The organism is Mycobacterium sp. NPDC004974, from assembly GCF_053600815.1.
In genome coordinates this window covers 108,795-133,375 of the sequence record NZ_JBSGAQ010000009.1, presented here as the reverse complement: position 1 = coordinate 133,375, position 24,581 = coordinate 108,795, and the positions used below count along the sequence as shown (strand labels likewise).

Sequence of the window (24,581 nt, the reverse complement as noted above, 5' to 3'; positions counted from 1 at the left end):
CGATGGCAGTGCCTGTCTGCTACTTGACGTCGACGTACACCGTGCGTGTGGTGACGGCGCTCAGCGTGTCGGTGCGGCTGAAGTTCGGCCCGGGCCGTACGGCGACGACGGAAGCCTGATCCAGCGGTGACGATCCCAGGCGGTTGACGATCACGGTGTAGCCCTGGGACTGAAGTTGTCTGATCGTCTTCTCGGCATTGCTGGGGCCACTGGGTGCGGCCGCGGCGATGCCGGCCGATCCGATGACCACGGCCGCCAGACCACCGACGGCGGCGGCGATGATTCGTGACTTTCCGATCGTGTTTCGCACTGGAGCGTCCGTCCTGTTCTGGTTCGCGGCATTTCGACATGCTGCGGTATGTCCGGTAGAACCGGCAGCTCAGAAGCTTTAGTTCCGCTGGCAGAAATTGATCGACTCAATGACCGGATCTGGGTGAAGACAGCGAAATTGGCGGCCCTGCGGCTACTAATGTCGAGGCATGGCCCGGAAATACGCGACCGCCGAGACCGTGGGTATCGACGAACTCCTGGACTTCGTGCGCCCGAGACATCACATGGTGCTCACCACGTTCCGCGCCGACGGCTCGCTGCAGACCTCACCGGTGACGGGCGGGGTGGACGAGCGGGGTCGCATCGTGATCGCCAGCTATCCGCAGCGGGCGAAGGCCGTCAACCTCCGGCGCACGCCCCGGGCCAGCGTGACGGTGCTGTCCGAGGAGTTCAACGGCGCGTATGTGCAAGTCGACGGCGACGCCGAGGTGATCGGACTGCCCGACGCGGTGGAGCCGCTGGTCGATTACTTCCGCGCGGTCGCCGGTGAACACCCCGATTGGGATGAGTACCGGCAGGCGATGGTGGATCAGGGCAAGTGCCTGATCCGGATCACGCCGGTGCGTTGGGGTCCCGTTGCCACCGGGGGCTTCCCTCCGGCTTAGCCGCCGGCCGACGCGTTGCGTTGGCTAGCAGGTCAAACTATAGTCTGGACACATGTCCAGAGGGTTCGGAGTCGACGCGTGAGCGTGTATTCCCAGCTCAGCACGATTCCGGCCGTCGGGTGATCTGATTATGCGTATCGCGTTGCTGTCCTATCGGAGCAAGACTCATTGCGGTGGCCAGGGTGTCTACGTGCGCTATCTGAGCCGCGGGCTCGCTGAACTGGGCCACGACGTCGAGGTGTTCTCCGGCCAGCCGTATCCCGAAGGCCTGGACCCGCGGGTCAAGCTGACCAAGGTTCCGAGCCTGGACCTCTACCGTGAGCCGGACCCGTTCCGCGTGCCCAAGCCCAGCGAGATCCGCGACGGCATCGACGCCCTGGAACTGGCCACGATGTGGAGCGCCGGGTTCCCGGAGCCCCGGACGTTCACGATGCGCGTGGCCCGGATCCTGGCCGACCGCCGCGACGAGTTCGACGTGGTCCACGACAACCAGAGCCTGGGCTCGGCGCTGTTGAAGATCGCCCGCCTCGGCCTGCCGGTCGTGGCCACCGTGCACCACCCGATCACCCGCGACCGGGTGGTCGAGATCGCCGCTGCCACGTGGTGGCGCAAGCCGCTGGTGCGGCGCTGGTACGGGTTCGCCGAGATGCAGAAGAAGGTGGCTCGCAAGATCCCCGAGCTGCTCACCGTGTCGTCGTCCTCGGCCGCCGACATCGCCGAGGACTTCGGGGTGACACCGGATCAGCTGCACATCGTGCCGCTGGGCGTGGACACCGAACTGTTCAAGCCCGCCGAGCACCGGGTGAGCGGACGCATCATCGCGATCGCCAGTGCCGACGTTCCGCTCAAGGGCGTCAGCCATCTGCTCCATGCAGTGGCCCGGCTGCGGGTGGCACGTGACCTCGACGTGCAGTTGGTGTCCAAGCTCGAGCCGAACGGGCCGACCGAGAAACTCATTGCCGAGCTTGGCATTTCCGATATCGTGCACAGCTCCAGCGGGCTGAGCGACGAGGAACTCGCCGCGCTGCTGGCCTCCGCCGAGGTGGCGTGCATCCCGTCGCTGTACGAGGGGTTCTCACTGCCGGCCGTGGAAGCCATGGCCAGTGGCACCCCGATCGTGGCGAGTCGCGCGGGAGCACTGCCCGAGGTGGTCGGTGACGACGGCGCCTGCGCCCGGTTGGTGCGCCCGGCCGACGTCGACGAGTTGACCGCGGTGCTCGGCGAACTGCTCGACTCCCCGTCGGAGCGCCGCAAGCTCGGCGCCGCCGGGCGGCAGCGGGCGCTCGACGTGTTCAGTTGGGAATCGGTTGCCGCGCAGACGGTATCGGTGTACGAGATGGCCCGTGAGCGGGTAGGGAAGAAGGGGGCGTCATGCTGACCGTCGATTTCGACCGTCTCGGTGTCGGACCGGGCACCACGGTGATCGACGTCGGCTGCGGCGCGGGCCGGCACACGTTCGAGGCCTACCGGCGCGGAGCGAACGTCGTCGGCTTCGACCAGAGTGCGTCCGATCTCAACGATGTCGACACGATGCTGCAGGCCATGCGGGAAGCGGGCGAGGTTCCGCTGTCGGCCAAGGGCGAGGCCGTCAAGGGTGACGCGCTCGACCTTCCGTATCCCGACGCCAGCTTCGACTGCGTGATCGCCTCGGAGATCCTGGAGCACGTGCCGGAGGACGACCGGGCCATCGCCGAGTTGGTGCGTGTCCTCAAACCCGGTGGCGCGCTGGCCATCACGGTGCCTCGCTGGCTTCCGGAGAAGGTGTGCTGGCTGCTGTCGGACGAGTACCACGCCAACGAGGGCGGACACATCCGCATCTACAAAGCCGACGAGCTGCGCGACAAGGTCCTGGCGCACGGGCTCAGGCTCACGCATACGCACCACGAGCATGCGCTGCACTCGCCGTACTGGTGGCTCAAATGTCTTGTCGGCACCGAGAAGAACGACCACTTCGCGGTCAAGGCCTATCACCAGCTGCTGGTGTGGGACATGATGGGACGGCCCTGGCTCACCCGCACCACCGAGTCGCTGCTGAACCCGGTGATCGGCAAGAGCGTCGCGCTCTACTTCCGCAAGCCGGAATTCCGCGCGCCGGAAACGAACGGGTAGGCCCGGGCGGTGCTAGTGCCTGAGATCCCCGGTGTGCCCGGAGTTTTGACGCCGGACGACTGCCTGCAGACAGCGCGATCGATTGCCGCGACCCAGGAATCCTCGGGGGCGTTGCCGTGGTTCGACGGCGGCCACACCGACCCGTGGGATCACGTGGAAAACGCCATGGCGTTGACCGTGGCCGGGCTGATCGAACCGGCCCGCGCGGCATTCGACTGGTGCCGCACCGTGCAGCGCGCCGACGGGTCCTGGCCGATCCAGCTGCGCAACGGTGTCATCGAGGATGCCAACAGTGACAGCAACTTCTGCGCCTACGTGGCCACCGGCGTCTGGCACCACGTGCTGATCACCGGGGACCGGGCCTTCGCCGAGTTGATGTGGCCGGTGGTGACCCAGGCTCTCGACTTCGTACTGGGCCTGCAGGCCGCCGGCGGTGAGATCTACTGGGCAGCAAGCCCGTCCGGCCCGGTTGAAGAGGCGCTGCTGACCGGCTGCGCCAGCGTGTACCACAGCATCCGGTGCGGACTTGCGCTCGCCGACTACCTCGACGACCCCCAGCCGGAATGGGAGGTCGCTGTCGGGCGTCTCGGCCACGCGATCGCCGCTCACCCGGAGGCATTCTCCGCCAAGGACACCCACGCGATGGAGTGGTACTACCCGGTGCTCGGCGGCGCCCTGCGCGGGGCGGCCGCGCAAGCCCGGATCGACGACCGTTGGGACGACTTCGTGGTGCCCGGGCTGGGCATCCGGTGCGTGGACCACCGGCCCTGGGTTACCGGCGCGGAGACCTGCGAGCTGGTGATGGCCCTGGACACGATCGGTGACACCCGACGGGCCCGCGAGCAGTTCGCGGCCATGCAGCACCTGCGCGAGGACGACGGATCCTATTGGACCGGACTGGTTTTCGCCGACGGCAAACGCTGGCCCGAGGAACGCACCACCTGGACCGGCGCCGCCATGATCCTGGCCGCCGACGCGTTGTCCTCGACTACCGCGGCCAGCGGCATCTTCCGAGGCGTTGGACTGCCGCGCGGCCTGGAGGGCGAGTACGACTGCGAATGTGTGGCGGGCCGCAACGCCGGCGACCGCTAGTCCAGCTGCCCTGGCTCGCCGGAGGTCCGCTGGAGCACCCGCATCGAACCCATCGCGGCGACCTCGTCGAAGGCGCCGGTCGCCAGAGCGCGCTGGTAGATGTGGAACGGCGCCTGGCCGCCGTCATCGGGATCGGGGAACACGTCGTGGATGATCAGCGCACCGCCCACCTCGACCCAGCGGGCCCAGCCGTCGAAGTCCCGCTGCGCGGCCTCCTCGGTATGGCCGCCGTCGATGAACAACAGCCGCAACGGCATTCGCCATCCACGGGCCACTACGGGTGACTTTCCGACCACGGCCACCACATGCTCGTCCAGGCCGGCGGCGTCCAGCGTGTGGCGCATCGTGGGCAGGGTGTCGAACAGTCCGGTCACCGGATCGACCATGGTGGTGTCGTGGTACTCCCAGCCGACCTGATGCTCCTCCGAGCCGTGGTGATGGTCGACGGTGTACAGCACTGAGTCCGTCTCCTGTGCGGCCGCGCCCAACATCACCGTCGACTTGCCGCAGTAGGTGCCGATCTCGACCCCGACCCCGCCGTTGAGGTAACGCACGCCCGCGTCATAGAGGGCGCGGCCCTCATCGGCCGGCATGAAGCCGGTGACCTGCTCGGCGAGGGCGAACAGGCGCTCGGCGCGGGGCGGCAGGGCGGTGTCAGCGGTGCTCATGAATGCACAACCTACCGTTGCTGGCGAATGGTTGTTGTAGTAGCGTCCGGACACGTGTCTGATGCCGCTCTGGAGTCGACGCGTCGCCGCCTGAGTGCCCGGCAGGCCGACACTGTGGAACGCCTGGGGCAGGCCGCGTTGCAGTTGATCATCCGGGACGGATTCGCCGGGCTGACCGTGCGCCGTGTGGCTGCCGAGGCCGGGGTCGGGGCGGCGACGGCCTACACCTACTTCTCCTCCAAGGAACACCTCGTGGCCGAGGTGTTCTGGCGCCGGCTCTCGGCTGCGCCGCCGGCCGCTCACGAGTCGGCCGACCCGGCTACCCGGGTGGTCGAGGTGTTGCAGCACATCGCATCTCTGGTGGCCGATGAACCCGAATTCGCCGGTGCGGTGACCAACGCGCTGCTCGGCAAGGATCCGGATGTCGAGGCGCTGCGACAGCGCATCGGCAGCGACATCCGCGGCCGGCTGGCCGCCGCGCTCGGGCCCGATGTGGACGCCGATGTCATCGAATCGCTGGAGATGTTGTACTCCGGTGCGCTGGTGCGCGCCGGTATGGGCTATCAGAAATATCCGGATATCGCTCGGCGACTGGAGAAGTCGGCCCGGCTCATCCTGCGCTGACGGTTGTCCCGCCCAGGATGGCCATCGACGCGGCCACGGCGGGACCGTAGATGTCGTGGATATCGCCGCCGTCCTCGACGATCAGCGCGGTCAATTCGCGAAGGCCGCCCAGCAGGATGATGGCCATCGGCTCGGTGAGCCGGGGCAGTCCGGCGCGCCGGAAGCCGGCGCTGCCGCTCAGTTCGATCAGCAGATCGGTCAGATCCCGCAGGGCTTCGCGCTGCAGCGGGCGGGCCCTGCTGCCCAGCGCGGGCAGTTCGCGGATCCAGCTCAGCGTGATCGCCGGGGCGGATGCGATGTGGTCGACATAGGCGCCGACGGCCTGTCCGATCTGATCGGGCCAGGTTGCCTCGGGGTCGACGGCGGCCTGGATGCCGTGGACAAGGACGGCATTGTTGGCGCGCAACAGCTCGAGAAAGCCGTCCTCCTTGGTCCCGAACTGGTCGTAGAACGTGCGCTTGGAGGTACGGGCGTGGCGGACGATGTCGGCCACCGTGGTCTCGCGATAGCCCTTGTCGTTGATCGCCGCAGCGAGCCCGTCGAGCAGTCGGAGCCGGTAGGTGTCGGCAGGGGATTCGGCATGGCTGAGTGCGGTCATCGTGGCTGACCCCCTTGCGTTGCCTGGTACCTGGGGGTACCGTACCCCATAACCGATGGTACCGCGCGGTACCAGTACTTGCTGGAGATGGTATGACCGAGCTCGTAGCTGCTGAGAAGGCCACCGACGACCCCACCGGGAGCGCCGCGCCGGGCCGGGTACCGCCACCCGCGCGCGTTCCGAAGCCCTTGCAGGCCATCGGCTTCGCACTGGCCAGACGCTGGGTGGTCAAGCAGGTCGCCCGCCGGCAGGGCGACGTGTTCAGCCTCAAGCTCCCGATCTTCGGTCCCACCGTGATGATCGCCGATGCCCAGCTGGCCAAGCAGCTCTTCGCCGCCAACACCGACGACGTCGGCAACATCCAGCCCAACCTGAGCCGAATCCTCGGCTCCGGATCGGTGTTCGCCCTCGACGGCACCGATCACCGTCGCCGTCGCAAGCTGCTCACCCCGCCGTTCCACGGCAAGAGCATCAGGAACTATGAGCAGATCTTCGAAGAGGAGACGCTGCGGGAAACGGCGAACTGGCCCGAGGGGCAGCAGTTCGAGACGCTCGAACCGATGATGCGGATCACGCTCAACGCGATCCTGCGCGCGGTGTTCGGCGCCGATGGCGAACAACTCGACGAGTTGCGCCGCATCATCCCGCCCTGGGTCACCCTGGGCTCGCGGCTGGTGGTAGTGCCGACCCCGAAGCGGACCTACGGCCGGTTCAGCCCGTGGGGCCGGCTCGCCTCGTACCGTCGACGCTACGACGCCGTCATCGACCGGCTGATCGACCGGGTCGAAGCCGACCCCGACTTCGACCAGCGCGACGACATCCTGGCGCTGCTGTTGCGCAGCACGTACGAGGACGGATCGGCCATGTCCCGCAAGGACATCGGTGACGAGCTGCTGACCCTGCTGGCCGCCGGCCACGAGACCACGGCCTCGACCCTGGGCTGGGCCTTCGAGCGGATCAGCCGTCATCCACAGGTGCTGTCCGACCTGGTGGCCGAGGCTGCCACCGACAACAACGAATACCGTCAAGCCACCATCCTGGAGGTGCAGCGCAACCGGACCGTCATCGACTTTGCCGGCCGTCGCGTCTACGCACCGTCAATCAGGCTGGGGGAGTGGGAGATTCCGCGTGGGCACTCGATCATTGTGGCCATCTCGCAGATCCAGGAGGCCGAAAAGGAGTTCACCGATCCGGACCGGTTCGACCCGCAGCGATTCGTGGGCAAACGGCCGGGCCTGGGCTGGCTGCCGTACGGCGGCGGCACCCGGCGCTGCGTCGGGGCGGTGTTCGCCAACGTAGAGATGGATGTGGTGCTGCGAACGGTGCTGCGCCACTTCGTCATCGAGACCACCACCGCGCCGGGCGAGAAGGTGCACTCCCGCGGGGTGGCCTACACCCCCGCGGCGGGCGGGCGCATCGTGGTGCGCCGCCGTGCCACGCCGCTGGGGGCCTGACCGTCCCTAGCCGGCGGTCTGCCGCTTGGGCAGCTTCCAGCCCGCGCGCGGGAAGTGGCAGGTGTACCCGTTCGGGTAATGCACCAGGTAGTCCTGGTGCTCGGGCTCGGCCTCCCAAAAATCGCTCGCCGCGGTCACCTCGGTGACCACCTTTCCCGGCCACAGTCCCGACGCGTCCACATCGGCGATGGTGTCCAGCGCGACGCGCTTCTGCTCGTCATCGAGGTAGAAGATCGCCGACCGGTAGCTGGTGCCGGCGTCATTGCCCTGCCGGTCCTTGGTGGACGGATCGTGGATCTGGAAGAAGAACTCCAGCAGCGCACGGAAGTCGGTCTGCGTCGGGTCGTAGACGATCTCGACGGCCTCCGCGTGGCCCGGATGATTGCGGTACGTCGGGTGGTCGTTGCGGCCACCGGTGTAACCCACCCGGGTGGAGATCACGCCGGGCTGCTTGCGGATGAGGTCCTGCATGCCCCAGAAGCAGCCGCCCGCCAGGATCGCTGTCGAATAGTTACCCATGTGCCCCATTGTGCTCCGTGATTACCGTGGTGGTCATGCGTGTAGTTGCAACCGCCGCGCTCGCCGGTTTACTCCTGCTGGCCGGATGCCCCACCGCGGCGGCCGAACCGGCTCAGGTCGCGGTGCCTGAGGTGCCACCCGATCCCGCGCGCACCCTGTTCACCGACAACCCCGCGATCGTTGATCCCCACCTGACTTCGATCGAATCCTTCAGCCGCGACCAGGACCGCCTGTCGGTCAACTTCACCGCCGGTACCCCGGATTGCTTCGGAGTCCACCTGGTCACGCAGGAGACCGCCGACACGGTCACGATCGAGCTTCGCGGCGGAACGCCACCGGAGTCCGTCGGCCGCATGTGTATCGCCCTAGCGGTGCGTGGCACCGCGGAGGTCGCCCTGCAGGCCCCGCTGGGTTCCCGGCGGGTGCTGGCAGTGCAGTGACAGGTCTCGACAAAGACCGGTAGAACGTGTTCTAGTTTTGGGGTGACGAGCAGCCCTTTCAGCCGCGAGGAACTCGCCGCTGCCTTCGAAACGTTCGAGCAGACCGTCGACCGGGCCGCGCAGACCAAGAACTGGGATGTGTGGGCCGACCATTACACCGTCGACGTCGACTACATCGAGCACGCCGTGGGCACAATGAAGGGCCGCGAGCAGGTGCGGCCGTGGATCTGGAAGACCATGACCACCTTCCCCGGCAGCTACATGACGTCGTTCCCGTCGCTGTGGTCGGTGATCGACGAGCCCACCGGACGCATCATCTGCGAACTGGACAACCCCATGCGTGACCCGGGTGACGGCACCATCATCACCGCCACCAACATCTCGATCCTGACCTACGCCGGCGACGGCCTGTGGTCCCGTCAGGAAGACGTCTACAACCCCCTGCGGTTCGCCTCCGCGGCCCGCAAGTGGTGCCGCAAGGCCGCCGAACTCGGCACCCTTACCGACGAGGCCGAGGCGTGGCTCAAGAAGTTCGGGGGCGGGTCGCAGTGAGCGCCAAACTGGTCATCGGGGCCAACGGATTCCTGGGCTCGCATGTGCTGCGGCAACTGGTCGCTGCTGATGACGGGTCCGAGATCCGGGCGATGGTGCGGCCGAACGCCAGCACCATCGGGATCGATGACCTGCCGGTCAAGCGAGTGCTCGGCGATGTCTTCGACACCGAGGCCCTGCGCGAGGCGATGGCCGGTTGCGACGTCGTCTACCACTGCGTCGTCGACGCCCGTGGTTGGTTGCGCGACCCGGCACCGCTGTTCCGTACCAACGTCGAGGGCACCCGCAATGTGCTCGACGTGGCTGCCGAGTTCCCTGAGCTGCGCAAGTTCGTCTACACCAGCAGCTACGTCACCGTCGGACGCAAGCGCGGCAAGCGCTCCACCGAAGCCGACATCGTCGACGTGTCGAAGGTGACGCCCTACGTGCGCTCGCGGGTGCAGGCCGAAGATCTGGTGCTGCAATACGCGCGTGAGCGTGGTGTGCCTGCCGTCGCGATGTGCGTGTCGACCACCTACGGCAGCGGCGACTGGGGCCGGACCCCGCACGGCGCGATCATCGCCGGCGCCGCGTTCGGCAAGCTGCCGTTCGTGATGAGCGGAATCGACCTGGAAGCCGTCGGTATCGACGATGCGGCCAAGGCCATGCTCCTGGCCGCCGACCGGGGCACCCCGGGAGAGCGTTACCTGATCTCGGAGAAGATGATCAGCAACGCCGACGTGGCGCGCCTGGCCGCCGAGGCCGCCGGTGTCGCGCCGCCGCAGCGGTCGATTCCGCTGCCGGTGTCCTATGCGCTGGCCGCGGCGGGCACTATCAAGGGCAAGCTGCGTGGCACCGATGAGCGTTTGTCACTGGAATCCCTGCGACTCATGCGGGCCGAAGCCGAGCTCGATCACTCCAAGGCGGTACGTGAACTCGGTTGGCAGCCAAGGCCTGTCGAGGAATCGATCGCCGAGGCTGCGAAGTTCTGGGTGGGCCTGCGCGCCGCCAAACGCGCGCGCAACGGCAGCTGAACACCACGCCGAAGGGTGTTAAGCCACTGGGCGGCAAGCGTATTGCGGCCTAACCTGGCGAATATGACCGACAAGCTGAAAGTCGACCTGTCCGGGGCACCCCAGACCATGTTGGCGACGTTCTACGCCAAGGCGCTCGACGCCGGCATGCCCAACCCGATCCTGGGCGATCGGATGGCGAAAGAGATCGCCGACCGCATCGACTACGACTGGAGCCGCACCTCGATCACCGAGGCGACGTCACCGTCGGTGACGACTCGCAGCGCGCACTTCGACCGCTGGACCCGCCAGTTCCTGGCCGTGCACCCCGAGGCCGTCGTGCTGCATCTGGGCTGCGGCCTGGACGGCCGGTTCTTCCGGCTGCAGCCGGGACCCGGTGTCGAGTGGTACGACATCGACTACCCCGAAGTCGCGCACCTGCGCGAGCAGCTCTACCCGTCGGCCGAGCACTATCACGTGGTGGCCGCCTCGGTGACCGACCCGGCCTGGCTGCGCGACATCCCGGCCGACCGGCCGACCCTGATGATCGGTGAGGGGCTGACGATGTACCTCACCGAACACGACGGGGTGGCGCTGCTGCGGCGCATCGTCGACGGGTTCCCTTCCGGGGAACTGCAATTCGATGCGTTCAACACCTTCGGCATCAAATCGCAGTGGAGCAACACCGTGGTGCGCCGATCCGGAGCCAAGCTGCATTGGGCCGTCGACAAGCCGGAGGACATCTTGCGCGCGGTACCGGGCACCCGGCTGTTGGCCTGGACCTCGCCCTTCGAAGACAAGGTGTTCAACACACTGCCCTGGTACTACCGGATGATGCTGGCCATCATGAGGCCGGTGCCGGTGCTGCGGTACATGGCGCAGTATCACCGCTACGCATTCTGAGCGTCAGGGAACCAGAACCGACGATCCGATGCTGCGGCCCGATTCGAGTTCGCGGTGTGCGTGCGCGGCCTCGCTGAGGGGATATCGCTGGTTGATCTTGACCGCGATCCGGCCACTGGCGACATGCCCGAAGAACTCTCCGGCAAGCTCTTCACGTTCGGCGGGGTCGGCGATGTAGTCGGCCAGGGCGGGGCGGGTGACGAACAGTGATCCCTTGGCGGCCAACTGCATTGCGTCGATCGGCGGAATCGGACCCGACGCGGTGCCGAAGCAGACGAGGAGGCCCCGCCGCGCGAGACAGTCGATGGAACTGTCGAAAGTGGCGGCGCCGACGCTGTCATAGACGACGGGTACGCCGCGCCCGTCGGTCAGCTCGCGTACCCGATCGACAAGGTTCTCCCGGGTGTGCACGATCACCTCGTCGCAGCCGTGCGCCCGGGCCACGGATGCCTTCTCGTCCGAAGACACACTGCCAATCACCTTGATACCCAACAGATGTGCCCACTGGCAGAACAACAGCCCGACACCGCCGGCCGCGGCATGGAGCAGAACGGTGTCGCCGGACCGAAGCGGATAGATGCGTCTCAGGAGGTACGCGGCGGTCAATCCGCGCATCGTCGATGCCGCGGCGGTGTCGAAATCGACGTCATCGGGTAGGGCGATCAGATGCTCAGCGGGCATCACGCGTTCGGTGCTGTAGGCGCCCAACGGGCTTCCGGTGTAGGTGACTCGGTCGCCGGGGACGACATCTTGGACGCCTGCGCCTACGGCTTCGACAACACCAGCGGCCTCGACTCCGATGCCTGATGGGAGTGCTGCCGGGTACAGGCCGGTCCGGAAATAGGTATCCGCGAAGTTCAGACCGACCGTCACGTGACGAATCTGTACCTGTCCGGGACCGGGGTCGCCGACAGCGACATTTTCCCAGCGCAGCACCTCTGGGCCACCCGTCTCAGTGAATCGCACACCGTACGCCACCAGCTAGAACCCTTCCGCCGCCGCGTCCTTCCCGCGCTCATCGCCGGCTGCCAGGTGCCGATCCAGCTTTGACGATAGACCGGGGGTGGGTGGTAATACTTATCCCCAAGAGACATCTTTCTGATCATTTGGAGTCGTCGGCATGGAGAATCGTGAGCCCCTCGCGCGGTACGCCGCGTTCAATGGGTTCCTGGACCTCGCCGGCGAGATCGGGGTGGATGTCGAAGAGCTGTTCGCGCGATCCGGGCTCGATCCGATGGGCATGAGTCAGCCGGACCGGTGGGTCTCGGCCAGGGCGGTCGCCGATGTGCTCGAAGATGTAGCGGCATCTTCGGAGAGCGACGACGTCGGATTGCGTCTGGCTGAGAACCGGCACCTGGCCAATCTCGGACCACTGAGCCTGGTGATCAGGGACGAACCGCTTCTGCGCGACGCGATGCAGACCCTCATCCGGTACAACCACATGTACAACGAAGCCCTCCAGATTCGAGTGATCGAGGCCGACGAGGTCACCACGATCCGCCTTGAGCTGAACGTCGGGACCGGAAGGCCGCCAAGGCAATCCATCGAATTGGTTGCCGGATCTTTGGTCGGGATACTGACGGATCTCGCGGGAGATCACTGGCGCCCGGTGGCCACCTGCTTCAGCCATCCCCGGCCGTCGGACACGGGGCGGCATCGCCGAATGCTCGGCGACAATGTGAGCTTCGACTGCGATTTCAACGGCATCGTCCTGCGTTCGGCCGACCTCGACACCAGGAACGTCCTGGCGGATCCGAAGTTTCTGCCCTACGCCCAGCAACTCCTCAATCCGAGGAGTGACCCGACGGACGCGGTCATCGTCTCTCGCACACGTGAAGTCATCGAGTTGCTGTTGCCTGCAGGACGGTGCTCGATCGACCACGTCGCACGAAGCCTCGGTACCAACCGCCGAACCCTGCATCGTCAACTCCAAAGCGCCGGAACGACATTCACCGAGCTGCTCGATACCACCCGCGTTGACCTCGTCAAACACCTCCTGACCAATCCCAACAACTCGCTCACCGACATCTCGGTCATGCTCATGTTCTCCACGCCGGGGAACTTCACCCGCTGGTTCCGGCAGCGCTTCGGCGTCGCGCCGCGTACCTGGCGGCAACAGCGGGCCGCCCTGAAGTGACGTTGGTGGGGTTCATCGAGTTTGCTGGGAACTGAGGTTGGAGCGAGCGATCGGCCCATAGGTCGGCGCCGGCCGCCGAGCGGCATCCGCCCAGATCTGGCGAGTCTTTCCGAAATCAATTTTCGCTGACATTTTCAGCCGCCTGACCTGCCAAGATGCGCAATGGCGTAGATCGCCTTTCTGGATCCAAGTGTTACCGACCGGTAACTAGGGAGTATGTTGTCCCGGTCACATCCCCCCTCGGTCGGCAAGGAGCCGCTCAATGTACGTAGCTGTTCGACCCAACAGTTCAGGTCAACGCAACTCCAAGGGCATCGCCCTGGTCGGCGCAACTGCTATCGCCGCAGCATCCATCGGGTTGATGCCGCAGGCGGCTCAGCTCCCTGATCCCGTCAAGATGAGCACCGCAGCCACACAGCTTGTGGCGCAGGTGAATCCGTTCGAGACCCTGGTCGAGGCGCTGCAGGTGACCGCTGCCAACGTGCAGACCGTCGCCAACAACTGGCAGGCCCGGCCGGCCCCGCTCGTGCAACAGGTTGCCGCCAACTGGCTGAACTACGCCCAGATCATCACCAAGTCGATGACCTCCGAGATCACCACCATTGACCGGATCGGTGGTCAGCTGACCGACCCCGCCTTCATTGACGCCCTCCTCAGCAACCTTCAGCAGGGCAATATCAAGGCGGCGTGGACCTCGATCTTCAGCAAGCTGGTCTCCGCCGGATTCCTGTTGGTCGCACCGCTGACGAACATCGCCAACATCCCGGCGTACATGCTCACGAACATGGCCGCGACGGTGAAAGTACTGGCCAGTAGCGGTTTGAGCGCGGTCGGCACTGCGGCGCTTTCCGCATTCCTCGGCGCTGGGACGGCGATTGCTGACGGACTGCAGGGTGCGGTCGACTCCGCCAAGGAGGGTGATGCACTGGGTGTTCTGGAAAATGTGGCAAACATTCCCGGCCTGATGGTGGGCGATGTGCTGAACAACCCGACCGGGGGGCTCATGAGCCCGACCGGACTTCTCGGCCAGCTCACCACCCGCATTCCTCAGCTGATCGCGGCAGGCATCGTGGCGCCCGGAGCGCAGAACATTTTCAAGGGTGGAACCTTGGACGCGGGGTTCGCCTCCCTGACGGATAGCGTCAACAAGCTTGTCGCCGCGATCGGTGCCGGACTGGGCGTTCCGGCCGGCGCAACGGCCACGCTGGACACCGTGTCGGCTCCCAAGGCCCTCACCGCCAAGGCTCCCGCTGCCAACGCACCGTCGGATCCGGCATCGGTGCCCTCACTGACAACGTCAGCGACCAATGCGGTGACGCTCAACGTCAAGGCCGATACCGCCACCGACGCCGCGCCGGGCGTTGTCGCCAAGCTCGCAGCGGACCCGACGGACGATGCTGTCACCGTCAAATCGCCTGTCGCGAAGGTTGATTCGCCGGTCTCCGGTGCGGTTCGGTCGGCGCTCAAGCCGAACGTCAGTGCGATGCCGTCCAGCAAGTTGGCGGCCAAGTTGAAGGACACGGTGACGGCCAAGCTGAAGGGCAAGGCTGGTGACCGTACCGACTCCCCGGCTTCGGGCGCGTCGAGCAAGAAGCCGGCCGGCGCGGGTCAGGCCTCCGGGTCGCACGACAGCAAGTAGTCCTTACTGCGTAAGGGCGCCAAATCTGGGGGGATGAAAAGCGAAGAGGGGCAGCCCGTTCCGGGCTGCCCCTCTTTGTCTGCCGGTGTCAGCGGACGCCGCTGTGGCGAACAGTGTTGTCCACCTTGGGAACCATCGGCTTGGGGTGGATCTGGTCGAGCCAATCCAGGTGGTCGACACCCGCTGAGACGGTGACGGTGCTGGGGGCCGCGACGTGGGCGGGCTCGGCGGCCAGTGCCGGTGCGGCCAAGCCCAGAACCCCTGCGCTCAATCCACTGGCGGCGATGACGGCGAATCCGAACTTCTTCATTTCCTGCTTCTTCCTGCCTCGTCCGGCTGTCGATTTCTGGTGCGCTCTGTGCCGGTATGACTGTCCAAACCGAGAGGTCAGCCGGACAATTTCCGATGGCAGAAATTGACCGCCTCATGGCAGAAAGAAGCATGTTCAGCAGAATCCATCGGTGCCCGCGCCCCCGAGGGAGCGCAAATGCACTGCTGCGATCTGACCGATGTTGTCGGTGGGTGGTGGCATAATCGAACGTATGTTCGATATCGATTCCGATGCGGAGCTGATCGACAGGATCAGTGGTGCGGCGCGGGCGGAGTCGGTGGCGATCGCGGCACGGTTGGCCGCGATCGGGGCGTTGGACAGCCTGCGGGAACAGGAGTTGGTCGAGAGCATTTTGTGGCGGACCGATCCGTTCGAAGAAGTCGCCGCGGAGGTCTCGGCGGCGTTGCGGATCAGTCGGGGGCGGGCGGCGACTCAGGTTCATCATGCTCGGGTGTTGCGAGACAAGCTGCCGTTGGTGGCGGCGCGGTTCGCTGTCGGGGATATCGATTATCGGGTGGTGTGCACGATCATTGCCCGCACCGGCATCGTGGATCCTGCAGTCTGGGCCGGGCTGGATGCCGAACTGGCGGCGCGGGCACACCGATGGATGCGGTTTTCGCAGCGGCAGTTGCGGGACCGGGTGGATCAGTGGATCGCCAAACTGGATCCGAATGGGGTGCGGGTACCCCCGGATGTGGCTGAGGAGCGGTTCGTGCAGGTCGAGGCGGGCAGCCCGGGCAAGGCGACGGTGTGGGCCAACCTGGATGCCGCCGACGGGACCGCCTTGGATCAACGCCTGAACGCGCTGGCGGCGACGGTGTGTGAGCATGATCCACGCACTCGTGAGCAGCGTCGCGCGGATGCGGTGGGCCCGTTGGCCCGGTTGGAATCCCAACTGGCCTGCCGGTGTGGTCGTGACGAGTGCCCCGCGGCGCGGAAGCGGGCCGCGGCCGATGCGGCGGTGGTTCATGTGCTGGCCGATCGGGCCACCGTCGACGGCAGCTCGGATGATCCGGGATACCTGCCGGGGCACGGGATCCTGCCCGCCGAGTCGGTGCGCGACCTGGCCGCCACCGCGAAGATCAAGCCGCTGCACGTGCCCAACCAACCTGCAGAACCCAGCGAGTCGCCTGACGCGGCTGAGCCCACCGAAGCCACCGAGCCACCCCAACCCGCCGACTCCGATGCCGGTGAGCCCGGGTATCGCCCATCGGTGGCGCTCTCGGAGTTCATCCGCTGGCGGGACCTCACCTGTCGGTTCCCGGGCTGTGACGCCCCCGTCGAGCGCTGCGACATCGACCACACGATGCCCTACCCGCTGGGTCCGACGCATCCCTCGAACAACAAGCTCTACTGCCGCGCCCACCACTTGGTCAAGACCTTCTGCGCGGGCTGGTCGGACCGCCAATTCCCCGATGGCACTGTCGAATTCACCGCACCGACGGGGCACACCTACACCACTGAACCGCACGGGGCCGGCATGTTCCCGATGCTGGCTGAGCCGACCGGGGAGCTGAACCTCCCCGAACCGCCGGCCCACCACCCGAACCGGGGCGCGAGGATGCCGACCCGCCGCCAAACCCGCGAACAAGACCGCCGAGACCGGATCAACGCCGAACGACGGCTACGCGCCGAACTCAACAACGACCTCGAATTCGAACGCGACTACCAAGCCTGGCTCGCCGAAGAATACGGACCACCGCCACCCTTCTGAGGTAGGCGGGGTGGACATCAAGCCTCGGCGCGCTCCTTGAGCCGCTGCAGGGTGAGCTGGATGTGCTCGGCATTGGCACCATCGCGGTCGGGGACCCCGGTGGCCAGACCCGCGACCTTCTTGAACCAGCCCGCGCGGCGATCCCAGGTGGACTCGGTCACCGTGCACCCGCCTTCGGCAGCGACGATGTCGTAGCGCCAGTGCGCGACCGGGAACACCAGGGACTTCACGTCGAAGGCGAATGTCTTGCCCGGTTCGGCATCGGTAACGGTGCAGGTGGTGCTCCAGGCTTTGGAGCCATTGCGGTTGTGCCCCTTGAAAACCGAACCAGGAGTGGCGGAAGTGCCCTTCTGCCACTCCATCGCATGCGCCTCCTCGGCGAGCGCGGCCAGGGTGGACAGGTCGGTGATCAGTGCATACACCGCTGCGGGGTCGGCAGCGATCGACACGGTGGCTTTCACAGGCGCGGTCATGGGCCGATCGTAGTCCCGGGCTACCGGTCGATCATCCGCATCTGAGCCTCGCTGTGATGGGCACCGGCAGCCGGGGCGAGGTTGTCCAGCCTGGACAACTGCTCGGCGCTGAGCGTCACGGAATCGGCGGCGACGTTCTCCTCCAACCGCTCGATACGTTTGGTTCCGGGGATCGGCACGATATCGGGGCCGCGGGACAGCAGCCAGGCGAGCGCGACCTGACCCGGCGTCGCACCCGAGGCTTCGGCGATTGCCCGCACCTCGTCGGCGAGGCGCAGATTCGCCGCGAAGTTCTCACCGGTGAATCGGGGATTGTCCCGGCGGGTGTCGTCAGCGGCCAGATCGTCGATGGACCGGATCTGCCCGGTGAGGAAACCACGTCCCAGCGGTGAGTACGCGACAAAGCCGATACCGTTCTCGCGCAGCACATCCAGGATCCCGTCCTCGGGATCGCGGGTGAACAACGAGTACTCCGACTGCAGTGCGGCGATCGGATGGACCGCATGGGCCCGCCGGATGGTCTCGACGCCCACCTCGGACAACCCGATATGGCCCACCTTCCCCTCGGCGACGAGTTCGGCGAGCGCACCGACGGTCTCCTCGATCGGGGTGTCTCGGTCCAGTCGGTGCTGGTAATAGAGATCGATGTGATCGGTGCCGAGCCGGCGCAACGACCCCTCCACCGCGGTGCGGATATTGGCCGGGCTGCTGTCCGCCCCGTCGCGGCCGGTGTGGGAGATCACCCCGAACTTGGTGGCGAGCACCACCTTGTCGCGTCGGCCCTGCAGTGCCTGGCCAACCAACTCTTCGTTGACGTACGGGCCGTAGACCTCGGCGGTATCGATGAGGGTGACGCCGAGGTCGATCGCCCGATGAATGGTGCGGATGGACTCGGCGTCGTCGCGGCCCGCGCTGCCGTACGCGAACGACATGCCCATCGTGCCCAGACCGATCCGGGCCACCTCGAGCTCACCCAACTGCGCGTTCTGCAATGTTCCCATCACCCCAGTGAACCCGGCTCCTGCTGGGCTCGCCAGGAAGCCTGGTGGGAATCGGTGGCGGCACCTCGACGTTGTCACGCATATGACCGAGCGCCAGGTGCTGCAGCCCAGCGCAGCCCACCCCATCGCCATCACCCCGACCGGACGTCGGGTCACCGTCACCATCGGCGGCGCGATCGTCGCGCAGACCGATGACGCCCTGACCCTGCAGGAGTCGACCTACCCGGCGGTGTATTACATCCCCCGCGCCGACGCGGTGTCCGAGACACTGACCCGCAGTGCCACCACCACCTACTGTCCATTCAAGGGCGAGGCGAACTATTACCACGTCGGCGGGGTCGAGGACGCGGTCTGGACATATGAGCAGCCGTATCCGGCCGTCGCTGAAATCGCCGGTCACCTGGCGTTCTACCCGGACAAAGCGGACATCGCCCTGGCCTAATCTGGTGCGGTGCCCTCAACCAGCGTCGTATTCGAGGGTCCGGCCAGCCCGGGCCTGACGCTGGCCCCGTGGCGGCGCGGCGGCGGTGACCCGTGCAACCGGGTCGGTGCCGACGGTGCGATCTGGCACACCAGTGCGATGAATACCGGTCCGGTCACGGTGCGGATCACCAAATCGGCCCCCGATACCGTCGACGGCGAGGCGTGGGGTGCCGGCAGCGCAGAGTTTCTGGATGGATTCGCGGCGCTGGTGGGTGCAGACGATGACGCCACCGGTTTTGCCCCCGTCGAGCCGACGATCGCCGAGGCCCACCGGCGGGTGCCGCATCTGCGTCTCGGCCGCAGCGGCCGGGTACTTGAAGCCTTGGTGCCCGCGATCATCGAGCAGCGGGTCTCGGGCATGGACGCCTGGCGGGCCTGGCGGTGGTTGGTGACAAAGTACGGCGCCCCGGCCCCGGGACCGGCGCCGGTCGGGATGCGGGTGCCGCCCACCCCGGAGGCATGGCGGCGCATCCCGTCGTGGGAATTTCACCGGGCCAACGTGGATCCGGGCCGGGCCCGCACGATCGTCGGGTGCGCGCAGCGCGCCGACGCCCTCGAGCGGCTCACCGCCGAACGGGCTGTCACGGCGCTGCGGTCACTGCCCGGCGTCGGCGAATGGACGGCAGCCGAAACCGTGCAACGTGCCTTCGGTGACGCCGATGCACTGTCGGTGGGGGACTATCACTTGGCGACGATGGTGGGGCGCACTCTCCTCGGCCACCCGATCGATGACGAAGCGATGGTGGAGCTGCTCGAACCACTGCGCCCGCATCGGCAGCGGGCGGTTCGACTGCTGGAAGCCAGCGGACTGGCGCACAATCCGCGTTTCGGTGCGCGTCAGGCGATTCCGAACCTGCGCACGCTGTAGCTTGACCTGAACCATGGTTGAGGTGCCAGTCTGGGGTCATGCCTACCTGGATTTGCACGGGATGTGGTGTGGAACATCAGGATTCCGACACCGAACCCGCGAGCAGCTGCATACTGACCTCCGAGACGGTTTCGATCGAAGAACGTGGCGACCTGCCGCCGCACGGCACCTGGACCACGCTGGATGAACTGGCGGCCCAGCCACACCACACCGAACACGTCGACCACGGCCGCGGAGTGCACAGCCTGCGCAGGGCGCCCAAGTTCGCCATCGGACACCGGTCGTTCCTGGTGCAGACCGCCCACGGAAACCTCCTGTGGGATTCGCCGAGCTATCTGGATGACGAGATCATCGGCCTCGTTCACGGCCTCGGCGGTGTTGACGCCGTCGCTGCCAGTCATCCCCACATGTTCGGCGCGCAACTCAGTTGGAGCAGCGCGTTCGGGGGAGTCCCGGTGTACGTGAATGCCCTTGACGCAGAGTGGCTTCCCACTCAGGATCCGCTGATTCAACTGTGGAACAAACAGTGCGAACCACTACCTGGACTGCGGCTGATACACGTCGGCGGCCACATGCGGGGGAGTTCGGTGGCGCTCGCGGCCGACGGCACCCTGCTGGTCGGGGACACCATCTCCGGTGGACTGGCGCGGAACTGGGTGTCGTTCCAACGGAACTTCCCCAAGCACGTCCCGCTGTCGGCCGCGGTGGTGCGGCGGATCGTGAACCGGCTCGACGAATACGACTATGACCGGCTCTACACCCTTGGCGGCGATGAGATAGACAGCGCCGCCAAGGATGTAGTGCACCGGTCAGCGGAGACTCATATTCGTTGGGTCAGTGGTGAATTCGACCACTTGACCTGATTTAGCGGTCGCGCGGGTGGTCCAAGGCGTCCTCGCGCACCGGCCGGTCGGCCAGTTCGTCGGCGACACCGAACAGGAACGAGTAGGCCAGCCCGGCGATGGCCGCACCGACCAGTGGGGCCAGCCAGAACGCCCACAGCTGCGCAGGCGCGCCGTTGCCGTTGAAGAAGGCGACCGCTGTGGAACGGGCCGGGTTGACCGAGGTGTTGGAGATCGGGATCGAGATCAGGTGGATCAGCGTCAGGGTGAGCCCGATCGCCAGTCCGGCAAAGCCCTTCGGCGCGCGGTCATCGGTAGAACCCAAGATGACCAGCAGGAAAATCGCGGTGAGGATCACCTCGGCGAGAAGGACCGCGGCCAGTGAATATCCGCCGGGGGAGTGCTCGCCGTAACCGTTGGCGGCCATGTTCCCGGTGGCGGACCAACCGTCCTTGCCGCTGGCGATCACGTAGATCACCAGGCCGGCCACCAGACCGCCGACAACCTGTGAAATCCAGTACGGCACAACGGCTGCCCACTCGACCCGGCGGGCCAGCGCGGCGCCCAGCGTGACCGCCGGATTGAAGTGCCCGCCCGAGATGGTGCCGAAGGCGTACACCCCGGTCAACACGGTCAGGCCGAACGCGAGGGCGACCCCGAGGAAACCGATCCCCACGGAGAAGCTGTCGGAGAGAAACTTCGCGGCGAACACCGCGCTACCGCAACCGCCCAGGACCAGCCAGAACGTCCCGATGAATTCGGCTGCCAATCGATGTGACATTGTTGGCGTACTCATGGCGAACTCCTCCGTAGATGTGGTTCATCCGGAGGGTTTCACGCCAGTGCGCAATGGCAGCATCGTTGTTGTGAAATTGATTGCAGAGTGAAATTTACGTTGCCGTGCCGAAATCAGCGATAAGCGGTCAGCCGGGCCACCAGGGCGACCGCGCCGTCGTCGCCGATGGCCTGCGCGTCGGCGACCCCGGAACTTCGACCGGTACGCAATGCCCGTGCCTCATAACGGGATTCGTTGCCGCCGCGGAACTGGCGCAGATAGTTGACCCGCAATGACGCGGTATGCCAGGGCGCACCGGTCCCGTCGCTGAGAGCGGCGGAGCCCACGAGTTCGAGTGCCGCCGCGGACACCCCGCCGTGCACGATGCCGATGCTGTTGTTGACAACGGGATCTGGCAGCTGCCGTAACGCCGCGGTCCGGCCGCCGGTCTCGGCGACCTCGACCGACATGCGGTCTTCCAGTGCGGCGGGCGGCGTTCCCTCCGTCGACTCGGAGGGCCACGCGACGACGTGCCCCGGGGCGTGGATGTGGAAGGACCGCACCGTTGCCGTCCCGATCAACTGGCCGCCATGCGTCAGCTCGGAGAGGCTCAACGAACCCGTGCCCTTCGGGCCGAACGGCCGCGCGGTCGCCACCACCGGCTCCTCGGGCGCTGCCGTGACGAGCTCAAGCGCGTGCGGGGTGAGCTCGATGGCCAGCTCGCTGGACACCGTCCACTCGTCGTCATCACGGCGGAGGTGGTTGACCAGGCCGCCGATGTGGTCGACGAGCATCGCCAGTGGGGCCAGCGTCGGTACGTGCGTCAGCGGATTGAGTAGACCGCCCACGGGTATGGAGGCCACGCAGCGGTTCGGGCTCTCCTCAAGGGTTTGTACGCCCATGCGGCCCAGCGGGGTGTTCAGCGGATAGTGCATCGCCGTCAACAGTTACGCCCATCACGGTAGCCAGATACCCCCTAGGGGTATACAGTGGCGACATGACCACGACCGAACACGCGATGCACGAGCACGAACACACCGGTCACACGGGGCATGCGGGCCACGGCGACCATGTCGCCCAGTTCCGGAGCCTGTTCTGGGTCATGACGGCCCTCGCCGTGCCGACGGTGGCGCTTTCGCCGATGTTCGCGATGCTCCTCGGCTACGACCTCCCGGACTTCCCCGGAGCGCGTTGGATCTCCCCGTTGCTCGGCACGGTCATGTACGTGTGGGGCGGCCGACCGTTCCTGACCGGCGCCGTCAGTGAAATACGTTCGCGCGCACCGGGAATGATGCTGTTGATCGGATTGGCGATCACGGTCGCCTTCGTCGCGTCGTGGGGTGCGAGCCTCGGCGTGCTGCACCACCAACTGGACTTCTGGTGGGAGCTCGCGCTGCTGATCGTGATCATGCTGCTGGGCCACTGGATCGAGATGCGGTCGCTGGCCCAGACCACCTCGGCACTCGACTCGCTGGCCGCGCTGCTGCCCGACGAGGCCGAGCGCGTCGAGAACGATGGCGATGCCGAGCAGGTGGTGACCGTGGCCCCGGCGGATCTACAGGTCGGCGACCTGGTGATCGTCCGGCCGGGCGGCAGTGTGCCCGTCGACGGCCGCATCGTCGACGGTGCCGCCGATATGGACGAGTCGATGGTCACCGGAGAGTCGCGGACCGTGCGCCGAGGCATGGGTGACGACGTCGTCGCGGGCACCGTCGCCACCGACTCCGGACTCCGGATCCGGGTGACGGCCGTCGGCGACGACACCGCGCTGGCCGGCATCCAACGGCTGGTCGGCGAGGCGATCAACTCCTCGTCGCGGGCGCAGCGCCTGGCCGACCGGGCCGCGGGCTGGCTGTTCTGGTTCGCGCTGGGATCAGCGTTGCTGACCGCGCTGGCGTGGACCTTGCTGGGCGAACCCGACCAGGCGGTGGTCCGCACGATCACGGTGCTGGTCATCGCGTGCCCCCATGCGCTCGGCTTGGCCATCCCGCTGGTGGTGTCCATCGCGACCGAGCGGGCCGCCCGGGGCGGCGTGCTGATCAAGGACCGTCTGGCGCTGGAAACCATGCGCACTGTCGGCGCGGTGCTGTTCGACAAGACCGGGACCCTCACCAAGGGTGAGCCGGCCGTCACCGCGGTGGCGGTCACGGACCGCCCGGAGAACGACGTGCTGGCGTTGGCCGCGGCCGCCGAGGCGGATTCCGAACACCCGCTGGCCCGCGCCATCGTCGCTGCGGCGCAGGACCGCGGCCTCGACGTCCCTACGGCAAGCGACTTCAGCTCCTCGCCGGCGGTCGGGGTCAGCGCACTGGTCGGTGGACAGCGGGTGCGGGTCGGCGGGCCGGCACTGCTCGAACAAGCCGGGCAAGCCGCCCTTGCGGGCACCGCACACTGGGCCGGCGCCACCGTGCTGCACGTACTGGTCGACGGGGAGCCGGTCGGTGCCCTGGCGCTGGCCGACGAGATCCGGCCGGAATCCCGGCAGGCCGTCGACGCCCTGCACGATCTGGGCATCGAAGTGGTGATGATCACTGGTGACGCCGCTCCAGTGGCCTCCGCGGTGGCCTCTGAGCTGGGTATCGACCGCGTATTCGCAGGTGTACGGCCTGAAGACAAGGCCGCCAAGGTCGCCGAACTCCAGCACGAAGGCTTGAAGGTGGCCATGGTCGGCGATGGCGTCAACGATGCACCCGCGTTGGCCGCGGCGGACGTCGGCATCGCCATCGGCGCGGGGACCGATGTCGCCATCGCCTCGGCGGGTGTCATTCTGGCGAGCTCGGATCCGCGATCGGTGCTCTCGGTGATCGAGCTGTCCCGGCAGTCCTACCGGAAGATGAAGCAAAACCTTTGGTGGGCAGCGGGTTACAACCTGATCTCGGTCCCGCTGGCGGCCGGCGTGGCCGCTCCGCTCGGTTTTGTAATGCCGATGTCCATCGGGGCGATATTGATGTCAGCGTCGACGGTTGTCGTGGCACTCAATGCGCAGTCGCTACGTCGCCTCGACCTGCGGCCCGAGGCCGGCGTGCGCAGCGTTGCGCGGGTCTCGGGACGTTGACGATGCAAATCTAAGAATCTGACTAAGCTTTCTCGCAAATTTCAATCGCACGTATAACAGCACTATAACGGCACATATATGAATATGTAGCAAACAAAATCGACGACTGAGGTAGTGGATGGCCCCAATGGGGGGTGGGGGTCCCTCTGGTGGGAATGCATGAAATATCAAGGGCTGCAGGATGATTCGCATTTTCTGCGGCGCATCTATCGTCAGGGGTAAAAGCCGCCGGCGGAGTATCGTTAGGCTTAGCTAAGTTGGCATCTGCCCCGGTAGTTGCCTTATCGTTTTCTCCACTTATGGCGTGTGGGACATAGCCGTCGTCCAGTGCTGCACGGAGGCCACCCACGCCGAGCCGGCTTCTTCGTAGAAGCGTG

Annotated in this window: 27 protein-coding genes; 17 read left to right on the top strand and 10 right to left on the bottom strand. The window is 66.5% G+C overall.

The window, feature by feature from the left end:
* Positions 1-19: 19 nt before the first annotated feature.
* Positions 20-298, bottom strand: coding sequence for a hypothetical protein (locus ACWEFV_RS20585; RefSeq protein ID WP_450071591.1), 279 nt, complete (start codon positions 296-298; stop codon positions 20-22).
* A gap of 181 nt (positions 299-479) precedes the next feature.
* On the opposite strand from ACWEFV_RS20585, the gene ACWEFV_RS20580 reads away from it, so the two are divergent.
* The 4 genes from ACWEFV_RS20580 (at position 480) to ACWEFV_RS20565 (ending at position 4,136) form a co-directional block, all read left to right on the top strand.
* Positions 480-935: a PPOX class F420-dependent oxidoreductase gene (locus ACWEFV_RS20580; protein WP_135459501.1), complete on the top strand. Its 456-nt coding sequence runs from the start codon at positions 480-482 to the stop codon at positions 933-935.
* Between the two features lie 130 nt (positions 936-1,065).
* On the top strand, positions 1,066-2,313 hold the full coding sequence (locus ACWEFV_RS20575; protein WP_450071508.1) for a glycosyltransferase family 4 protein: 1,248 nt from the start codon (positions 1,066-1,068) through the stop codon (positions 2,311-2,313).
* Complete coding sequence (locus ACWEFV_RS20570) at positions 2,307-3,044, top strand: class I SAM-dependent methyltransferase (RefSeq protein WP_450071507.1); 738 nt, start codon at positions 2,307-2,309, stop codon at positions 3,042-3,044. Before ACWEFV_RS20575 ends, ACWEFV_RS20570 begins: the two co-directional genes overlap by 7 nt.
* A gap of 33 nt (positions 3,045-3,077) precedes the next feature.
* Positions 3,078-4,136, top strand: a complete 1,059-nt coding sequence (locus tag ACWEFV_RS20565; protein ID WP_450071506.1) for a prenyltransferase — start codon at positions 3,078-3,080, stop codon at positions 4,134-4,136.
* Here ACWEFV_RS20565 and ACWEFV_RS20560 read toward each other — a convergent pair.
* On the bottom strand, positions 4,133-4,804 hold the full coding sequence (locus tag ACWEFV_RS20560; protein WP_450071505.1) for a class I SAM-dependent methyltransferase: 672 nt from the start codon (positions 4,802-4,804) through the stop codon (positions 4,133-4,135). The genes ACWEFV_RS20565 and ACWEFV_RS20560 overlap by 4 nt on opposite strands.
* Before the next feature lie 54 nt (positions 4,805-4,858).
* Here ACWEFV_RS20560 and ACWEFV_RS20555 point away from each other — a divergent pair, with 54 nt between their 5' ends.
* Positions 4,859-5,428 carry a TetR/AcrR family transcriptional regulator gene (locus ACWEFV_RS20555; protein WP_450071504.1) on the top strand — a complete coding sequence of 190 codons (570 nt, stop codon included), beginning with the start codon at positions 4,859-4,861 and terminating at the stop codon, positions 5,426-5,428.
* On the opposite strand, the gene ACWEFV_RS20550 is transcribed toward ACWEFV_RS20555, so the two are convergent.
* Complete coding sequence (locus ACWEFV_RS20550) at positions 5,415-6,026, bottom strand: TetR/AcrR family transcriptional regulator (RefSeq protein ID WP_450071503.1); 612 nt, start codon at positions 6,024-6,026, stop codon at positions 5,415-5,417. The genes ACWEFV_RS20555 and ACWEFV_RS20550 overlap by 14 nt on opposite strands.
* Positions 6,027-6,118: 92 nt before the next feature.
* Between ACWEFV_RS20550 and ACWEFV_RS20545 the strand changes: the two genes are divergently transcribed.
* Positions 6,119-7,480 carry a cytochrome P450 gene (locus ACWEFV_RS20545; protein ID WP_450071502.1) on the top strand — a complete coding sequence of 454 codons (1,362 nt, stop codon included), beginning with the start codon at positions 6,119-6,121 and terminating at the stop codon, positions 7,478-7,480.
* Between the two features lie 6 nt (positions 7,481-7,486).
* Here ACWEFV_RS20545 and msrA read toward each other — a convergent pair whose 3' ends face one another.
* Entirely contained in the window at positions 7,487-7,999 is a 513-nt protein-coding gene (msrA, locus tag ACWEFV_RS20540) for a peptide-methionine (S)-S-oxide reductase MsrA (protein WP_450071501.1), read from the bottom strand.
* A gap of 35 nt (positions 8,000-8,034) precedes the next feature.
* Between msrA and ACWEFV_RS20535 the strand changes: the two genes are divergently transcribed.
* From ACWEFV_RS20535 to ACWEFV_RS20520, 4 genes are all read left to right on the top strand, one after another.
* Positions 8,035-8,439 (top strand): hypothetical protein, encoded by a 405-nt coding sequence (locus ACWEFV_RS20535; RefSeq protein ID WP_450071500.1) that lies wholly within the window; start codon positions 8,035-8,037, stop codon positions 8,437-8,439.
* 42 nt (positions 8,440-8,481) lie between these two features.
* A complete protein-coding gene (locus ACWEFV_RS20530) occupies positions 8,482-8,991 on the top strand; it encodes a nuclear transport factor 2 family protein (RefSeq protein ID WP_450071499.1) in 510 nt (169 codons plus the stop codon).
* On the top strand, positions 8,988-10,004 hold the full coding sequence (locus tag ACWEFV_RS20525; protein ID WP_450071498.1) for an NAD-dependent epimerase/dehydratase family protein: 1,017 nt from the start codon (positions 8,988-8,990) through the stop codon (positions 10,002-10,004). Before ACWEFV_RS20530 ends, ACWEFV_RS20525 begins: the two co-directional genes overlap by 4 nt.
* A 63-nt stretch (positions 10,005-10,067) precedes the next feature.
* Complete coding sequence (locus tag ACWEFV_RS20520; RefSeq protein WP_135459491.1) at positions 10,068-10,886, top strand: class I SAM-dependent methyltransferase; 819 nt, start codon at positions 10,068-10,070, stop codon at positions 10,884-10,886.
* A 3-nt stretch (positions 10,887-10,889) separates the two neighbouring features.
* Here ACWEFV_RS20520 and ACWEFV_RS20515 read toward each other — a convergent pair whose 3' ends face one another.
* Positions 10,890-11,864, bottom strand: coding sequence for a quinone oxidoreductase family protein (locus tag ACWEFV_RS20515; RefSeq protein WP_450071497.1), 975 nt, complete (start codon positions 11,862-11,864; stop codon positions 10,890-10,892).
* Between the two features lie 142 nt (positions 11,865-12,006).
* Here ACWEFV_RS20515 and ACWEFV_RS20510 point away from each other — a divergent pair, with 142 nt between their 5' ends.
* Both ACWEFV_RS20510 and ACWEFV_RS20505 read left to right on the top strand, forming a co-directional pair.
* On the top strand, positions 12,007-13,023 hold the full coding sequence (locus ACWEFV_RS20510; protein WP_450071496.1) for an AraC family transcriptional regulator: 1,017 nt from the start codon (positions 12,007-12,009) through the stop codon (positions 13,021-13,023).
* A 262-nt stretch (positions 13,024-13,285) separates the two neighbouring features.
* Positions 13,286-14,662 (top strand): hypothetical protein, encoded by a 1,377-nt coding sequence (locus tag ACWEFV_RS20505; protein WP_450071495.1) that lies wholly within the window; start codon positions 13,286-13,288, stop codon positions 14,660-14,662.
* Between the two features lie 88 nt (positions 14,663-14,750).
* Here ACWEFV_RS20505 and ACWEFV_RS20500 read toward each other — a convergent pair whose 3' ends face one another.
* Positions 14,751-14,972, bottom strand: coding sequence for a hypothetical protein (locus ACWEFV_RS20500; RefSeq protein WP_450071494.1), 222 nt, complete (start codon positions 14,970-14,972; stop codon positions 14,751-14,753).
* 232 nt (positions 14,973-15,204) lie between these two features.
* On the opposite strand from ACWEFV_RS20500, the gene ACWEFV_RS20495 reads away from it, so the two are divergent.
* Positions 15,205-16,707: an HNH endonuclease signature motif containing protein gene (locus ACWEFV_RS20495; RefSeq protein WP_450071493.1), complete on the top strand. Its 1,503-nt coding sequence runs from the start codon at positions 15,205-15,207 to the stop codon at positions 16,705-16,707.
* A 17-nt stretch (positions 16,708-16,724) separates the two neighbouring features.
* Here the strand turns inward: ACWEFV_RS20495 and ACWEFV_RS20490 are convergent, their stop codons facing one another.
* Both ACWEFV_RS20490 and ACWEFV_RS20485 read right to left on the bottom strand, forming a co-directional pair.
* Positions 16,725-17,180, bottom strand: a complete 456-nt coding sequence (locus tag ACWEFV_RS20490) for an SRPBCC family protein (protein ID WP_135459486.1) — start codon at positions 17,178-17,180, stop codon at positions 16,725-16,727.
* Between the two features lie 20 nt (positions 17,181-17,200).
* Complete coding sequence (locus tag ACWEFV_RS20485; protein ID WP_450071590.1) at positions 17,201-18,172, bottom strand: aldo/keto reductase; 972 nt, start codon at positions 18,170-18,172, stop codon at positions 17,201-17,203.
* Positions 18,173-18,263: 91 nt separating this feature from the next.
* On the opposite strand from ACWEFV_RS20485, the gene ACWEFV_RS20480 reads away from it, so the two are divergent.
* The 3 genes from ACWEFV_RS20480 to ACWEFV_RS20470 are packed head-to-tail and all read left to right on the top strand — an operon-like array spanning position 18,264 to position 20,395.
* Positions 18,264-18,623, top strand: coding sequence for a DUF427 domain-containing protein (locus ACWEFV_RS20480; protein ID WP_450071492.1), 360 nt, complete (start codon positions 18,264-18,266; stop codon positions 18,621-18,623).
* A gap of 9 nt (positions 18,624-18,632) precedes the next feature.
* Positions 18,633-19,532: a DNA-3-methyladenine glycosylase family protein gene (locus ACWEFV_RS20475; protein WP_450071491.1), complete on the top strand. Its 900-nt coding sequence runs from the start codon at positions 18,633-18,635 to the stop codon at positions 19,530-19,532.
* 38 nt (positions 19,533-19,570) lie between these two features.
* Positions 19,571-20,395, top strand: a complete 825-nt coding sequence (locus ACWEFV_RS20470) for a hydrolase (RefSeq protein ID WP_450071490.1) — start codon at positions 19,571-19,573, stop codon at positions 20,393-20,395.
* Between the two features lies 1 nt (position 20,396).
* Here the strand turns inward: ACWEFV_RS20470 and aqpZ are convergent, their stop codons facing one another.
* Complete coding sequence (aqpZ, locus tag ACWEFV_RS20465) at positions 20,397-21,170, bottom strand: aquaporin Z (protein ID WP_450071489.1); 774 nt, start codon at positions 21,168-21,170, stop codon at positions 20,397-20,399.
* A gap of 113 nt (positions 21,171-21,283) precedes the next feature.
* Positions 21,284-22,084 (bottom strand): PaaI family thioesterase, encoded by an 801-nt coding sequence (locus ACWEFV_RS20460; RefSeq protein WP_450071488.1) that lies wholly within the window; start codon positions 22,082-22,084, stop codon positions 21,284-21,286.
* A 62-nt stretch (positions 22,085-22,146) separates the two neighbouring features.
* Between ACWEFV_RS20460 and ACWEFV_RS20455 the strand changes: the two genes are divergently transcribed.
* Complete coding sequence (locus ACWEFV_RS20455; RefSeq protein ID WP_450071487.1) at positions 22,147-24,204, top strand: heavy metal translocating P-type ATPase; 2,058 nt, start codon at positions 22,147-22,149, stop codon at positions 24,202-24,204.
* Positions 24,205-24,581: the final 377 nt, after the last annotated feature.

Bases quoted from the DNA above. Each gene is read 5' to 3' on its own strand.
- ACWEFV_RS20460 (WP_450071488.1), bottom strand. From the start codon at position 22,084: ATGCACTATCCGCTGAACACCCCGCTGGGCCGCATGGGCGTACAAACC.
- ACWEFV_RS20550 (WP_450071503.1), bottom strand. From the start codon at position 6,026: ATGACCGCACTCAGCCATGCCGAATCCCCTGCCGACACCTACCGGCTC.
- ACWEFV_RS20510 (WP_450071496.1), top strand. From the start codon at position 12,007: ATGGAGAATCGTGAGCCCCTCGCGCGGTACGCCGCGTTCAATGGGTTC.
- ACWEFV_RS20500 (WP_450071494.1), bottom strand. From the start codon at position 14,972: ATGAAGAAGTTCGGATTCGCCGTCATCGCCGCCAGTGGATTGAGCGCA.
- ACWEFV_RS20560 (WP_450071505.1), bottom strand. From the start codon at position 4,804: ATGAGCACCGCTGACACCGCCCTGCCGCCCCGCGCCGAGCGCCTGTTC.
- ACWEFV_RS20505 (WP_450071495.1), top strand. From the start codon at position 13,286: ATGTACGTAGCTGTTCGACCCAACAGTTCAGGTCAACGCAACTCCAAG.
- ACWEFV_RS20545 (WP_450071502.1), top strand. From the start codon at position 6,119: ATGACCGAGCTCGTAGCTGCTGAGAAGGCCACCGACGACCCCACCGGG.
- ACWEFV_RS20470 (WP_450071490.1), top strand. From the start codon at position 19,571: ATGCCTACCTGGATTTGCACGGGATGTGGTGTGGAACATCAGGATTCC.
- ACWEFV_RS20520 (WP_135459491.1), top strand. From the start codon at position 10,068: ATGACCGACAAGCTGAAAGTCGACCTGTCCGGGGCACCCCAGACCATG.
- ACWEFV_RS20480 (WP_450071492.1), top strand. From the start codon at position 18,264: ATGACCGAGCGCCAGGTGCTGCAGCCCAGCGCAGCCCACCCCATCGCC.
- msrA (WP_450071501.1), bottom strand. From the start codon at position 7,999: ATGGGTAACTATTCGACAGCGATCCTGGCGGGCGGCTGCTTCTGGGGC.
- ACWEFV_RS20580 (WP_135459501.1), top strand. From the start codon at position 480: ATGGCCCGGAAATACGCGACCGCCGAGACCGTGGGTATCGACGAACTC.
- ACWEFV_RS20455 (WP_450071487.1), top strand. From the start codon at position 22,147: ATGACCACGACCGAACACGCGATGCACGAGCACGAACACACCGGTCAC.
- ACWEFV_RS20535 (WP_450071500.1), top strand. From the start codon at position 8,035: ATGCGTGTAGTTGCAACCGCCGCGCTCGCCGGTTTACTCCTGCTGGCC.
- ACWEFV_RS20495 (WP_450071493.1), top strand. From the start codon at position 15,205: ATGTTCGATATCGATTCCGATGCGGAGCTGATCGACAGGATCAGTGGT.
- ACWEFV_RS20570 (WP_450071507.1), top strand. From the start codon at position 2,307: ATGCTGACCGTCGATTTCGACCGTCTCGGTGTCGGACCGGGCACCACG.
- ACWEFV_RS20490 (WP_135459486.1), bottom strand. From the start codon at position 17,180: ATGACCGCGCCTGTGAAAGCCACCGTGTCGATCGCTGCCGACCCCGCA.
- ACWEFV_RS20575 (WP_450071508.1), top strand. From the start codon at position 1,066: ATGCGTATCGCGTTGCTGTCCTATCGGAGCAAGACTCATTGCGGTGGC.
- aqpZ (WP_450071489.1), bottom strand. From the start codon at position 21,170: ATGAGTACGCCAACAATGTCACATCGATTGGCAGCCGAATTCATCGGG.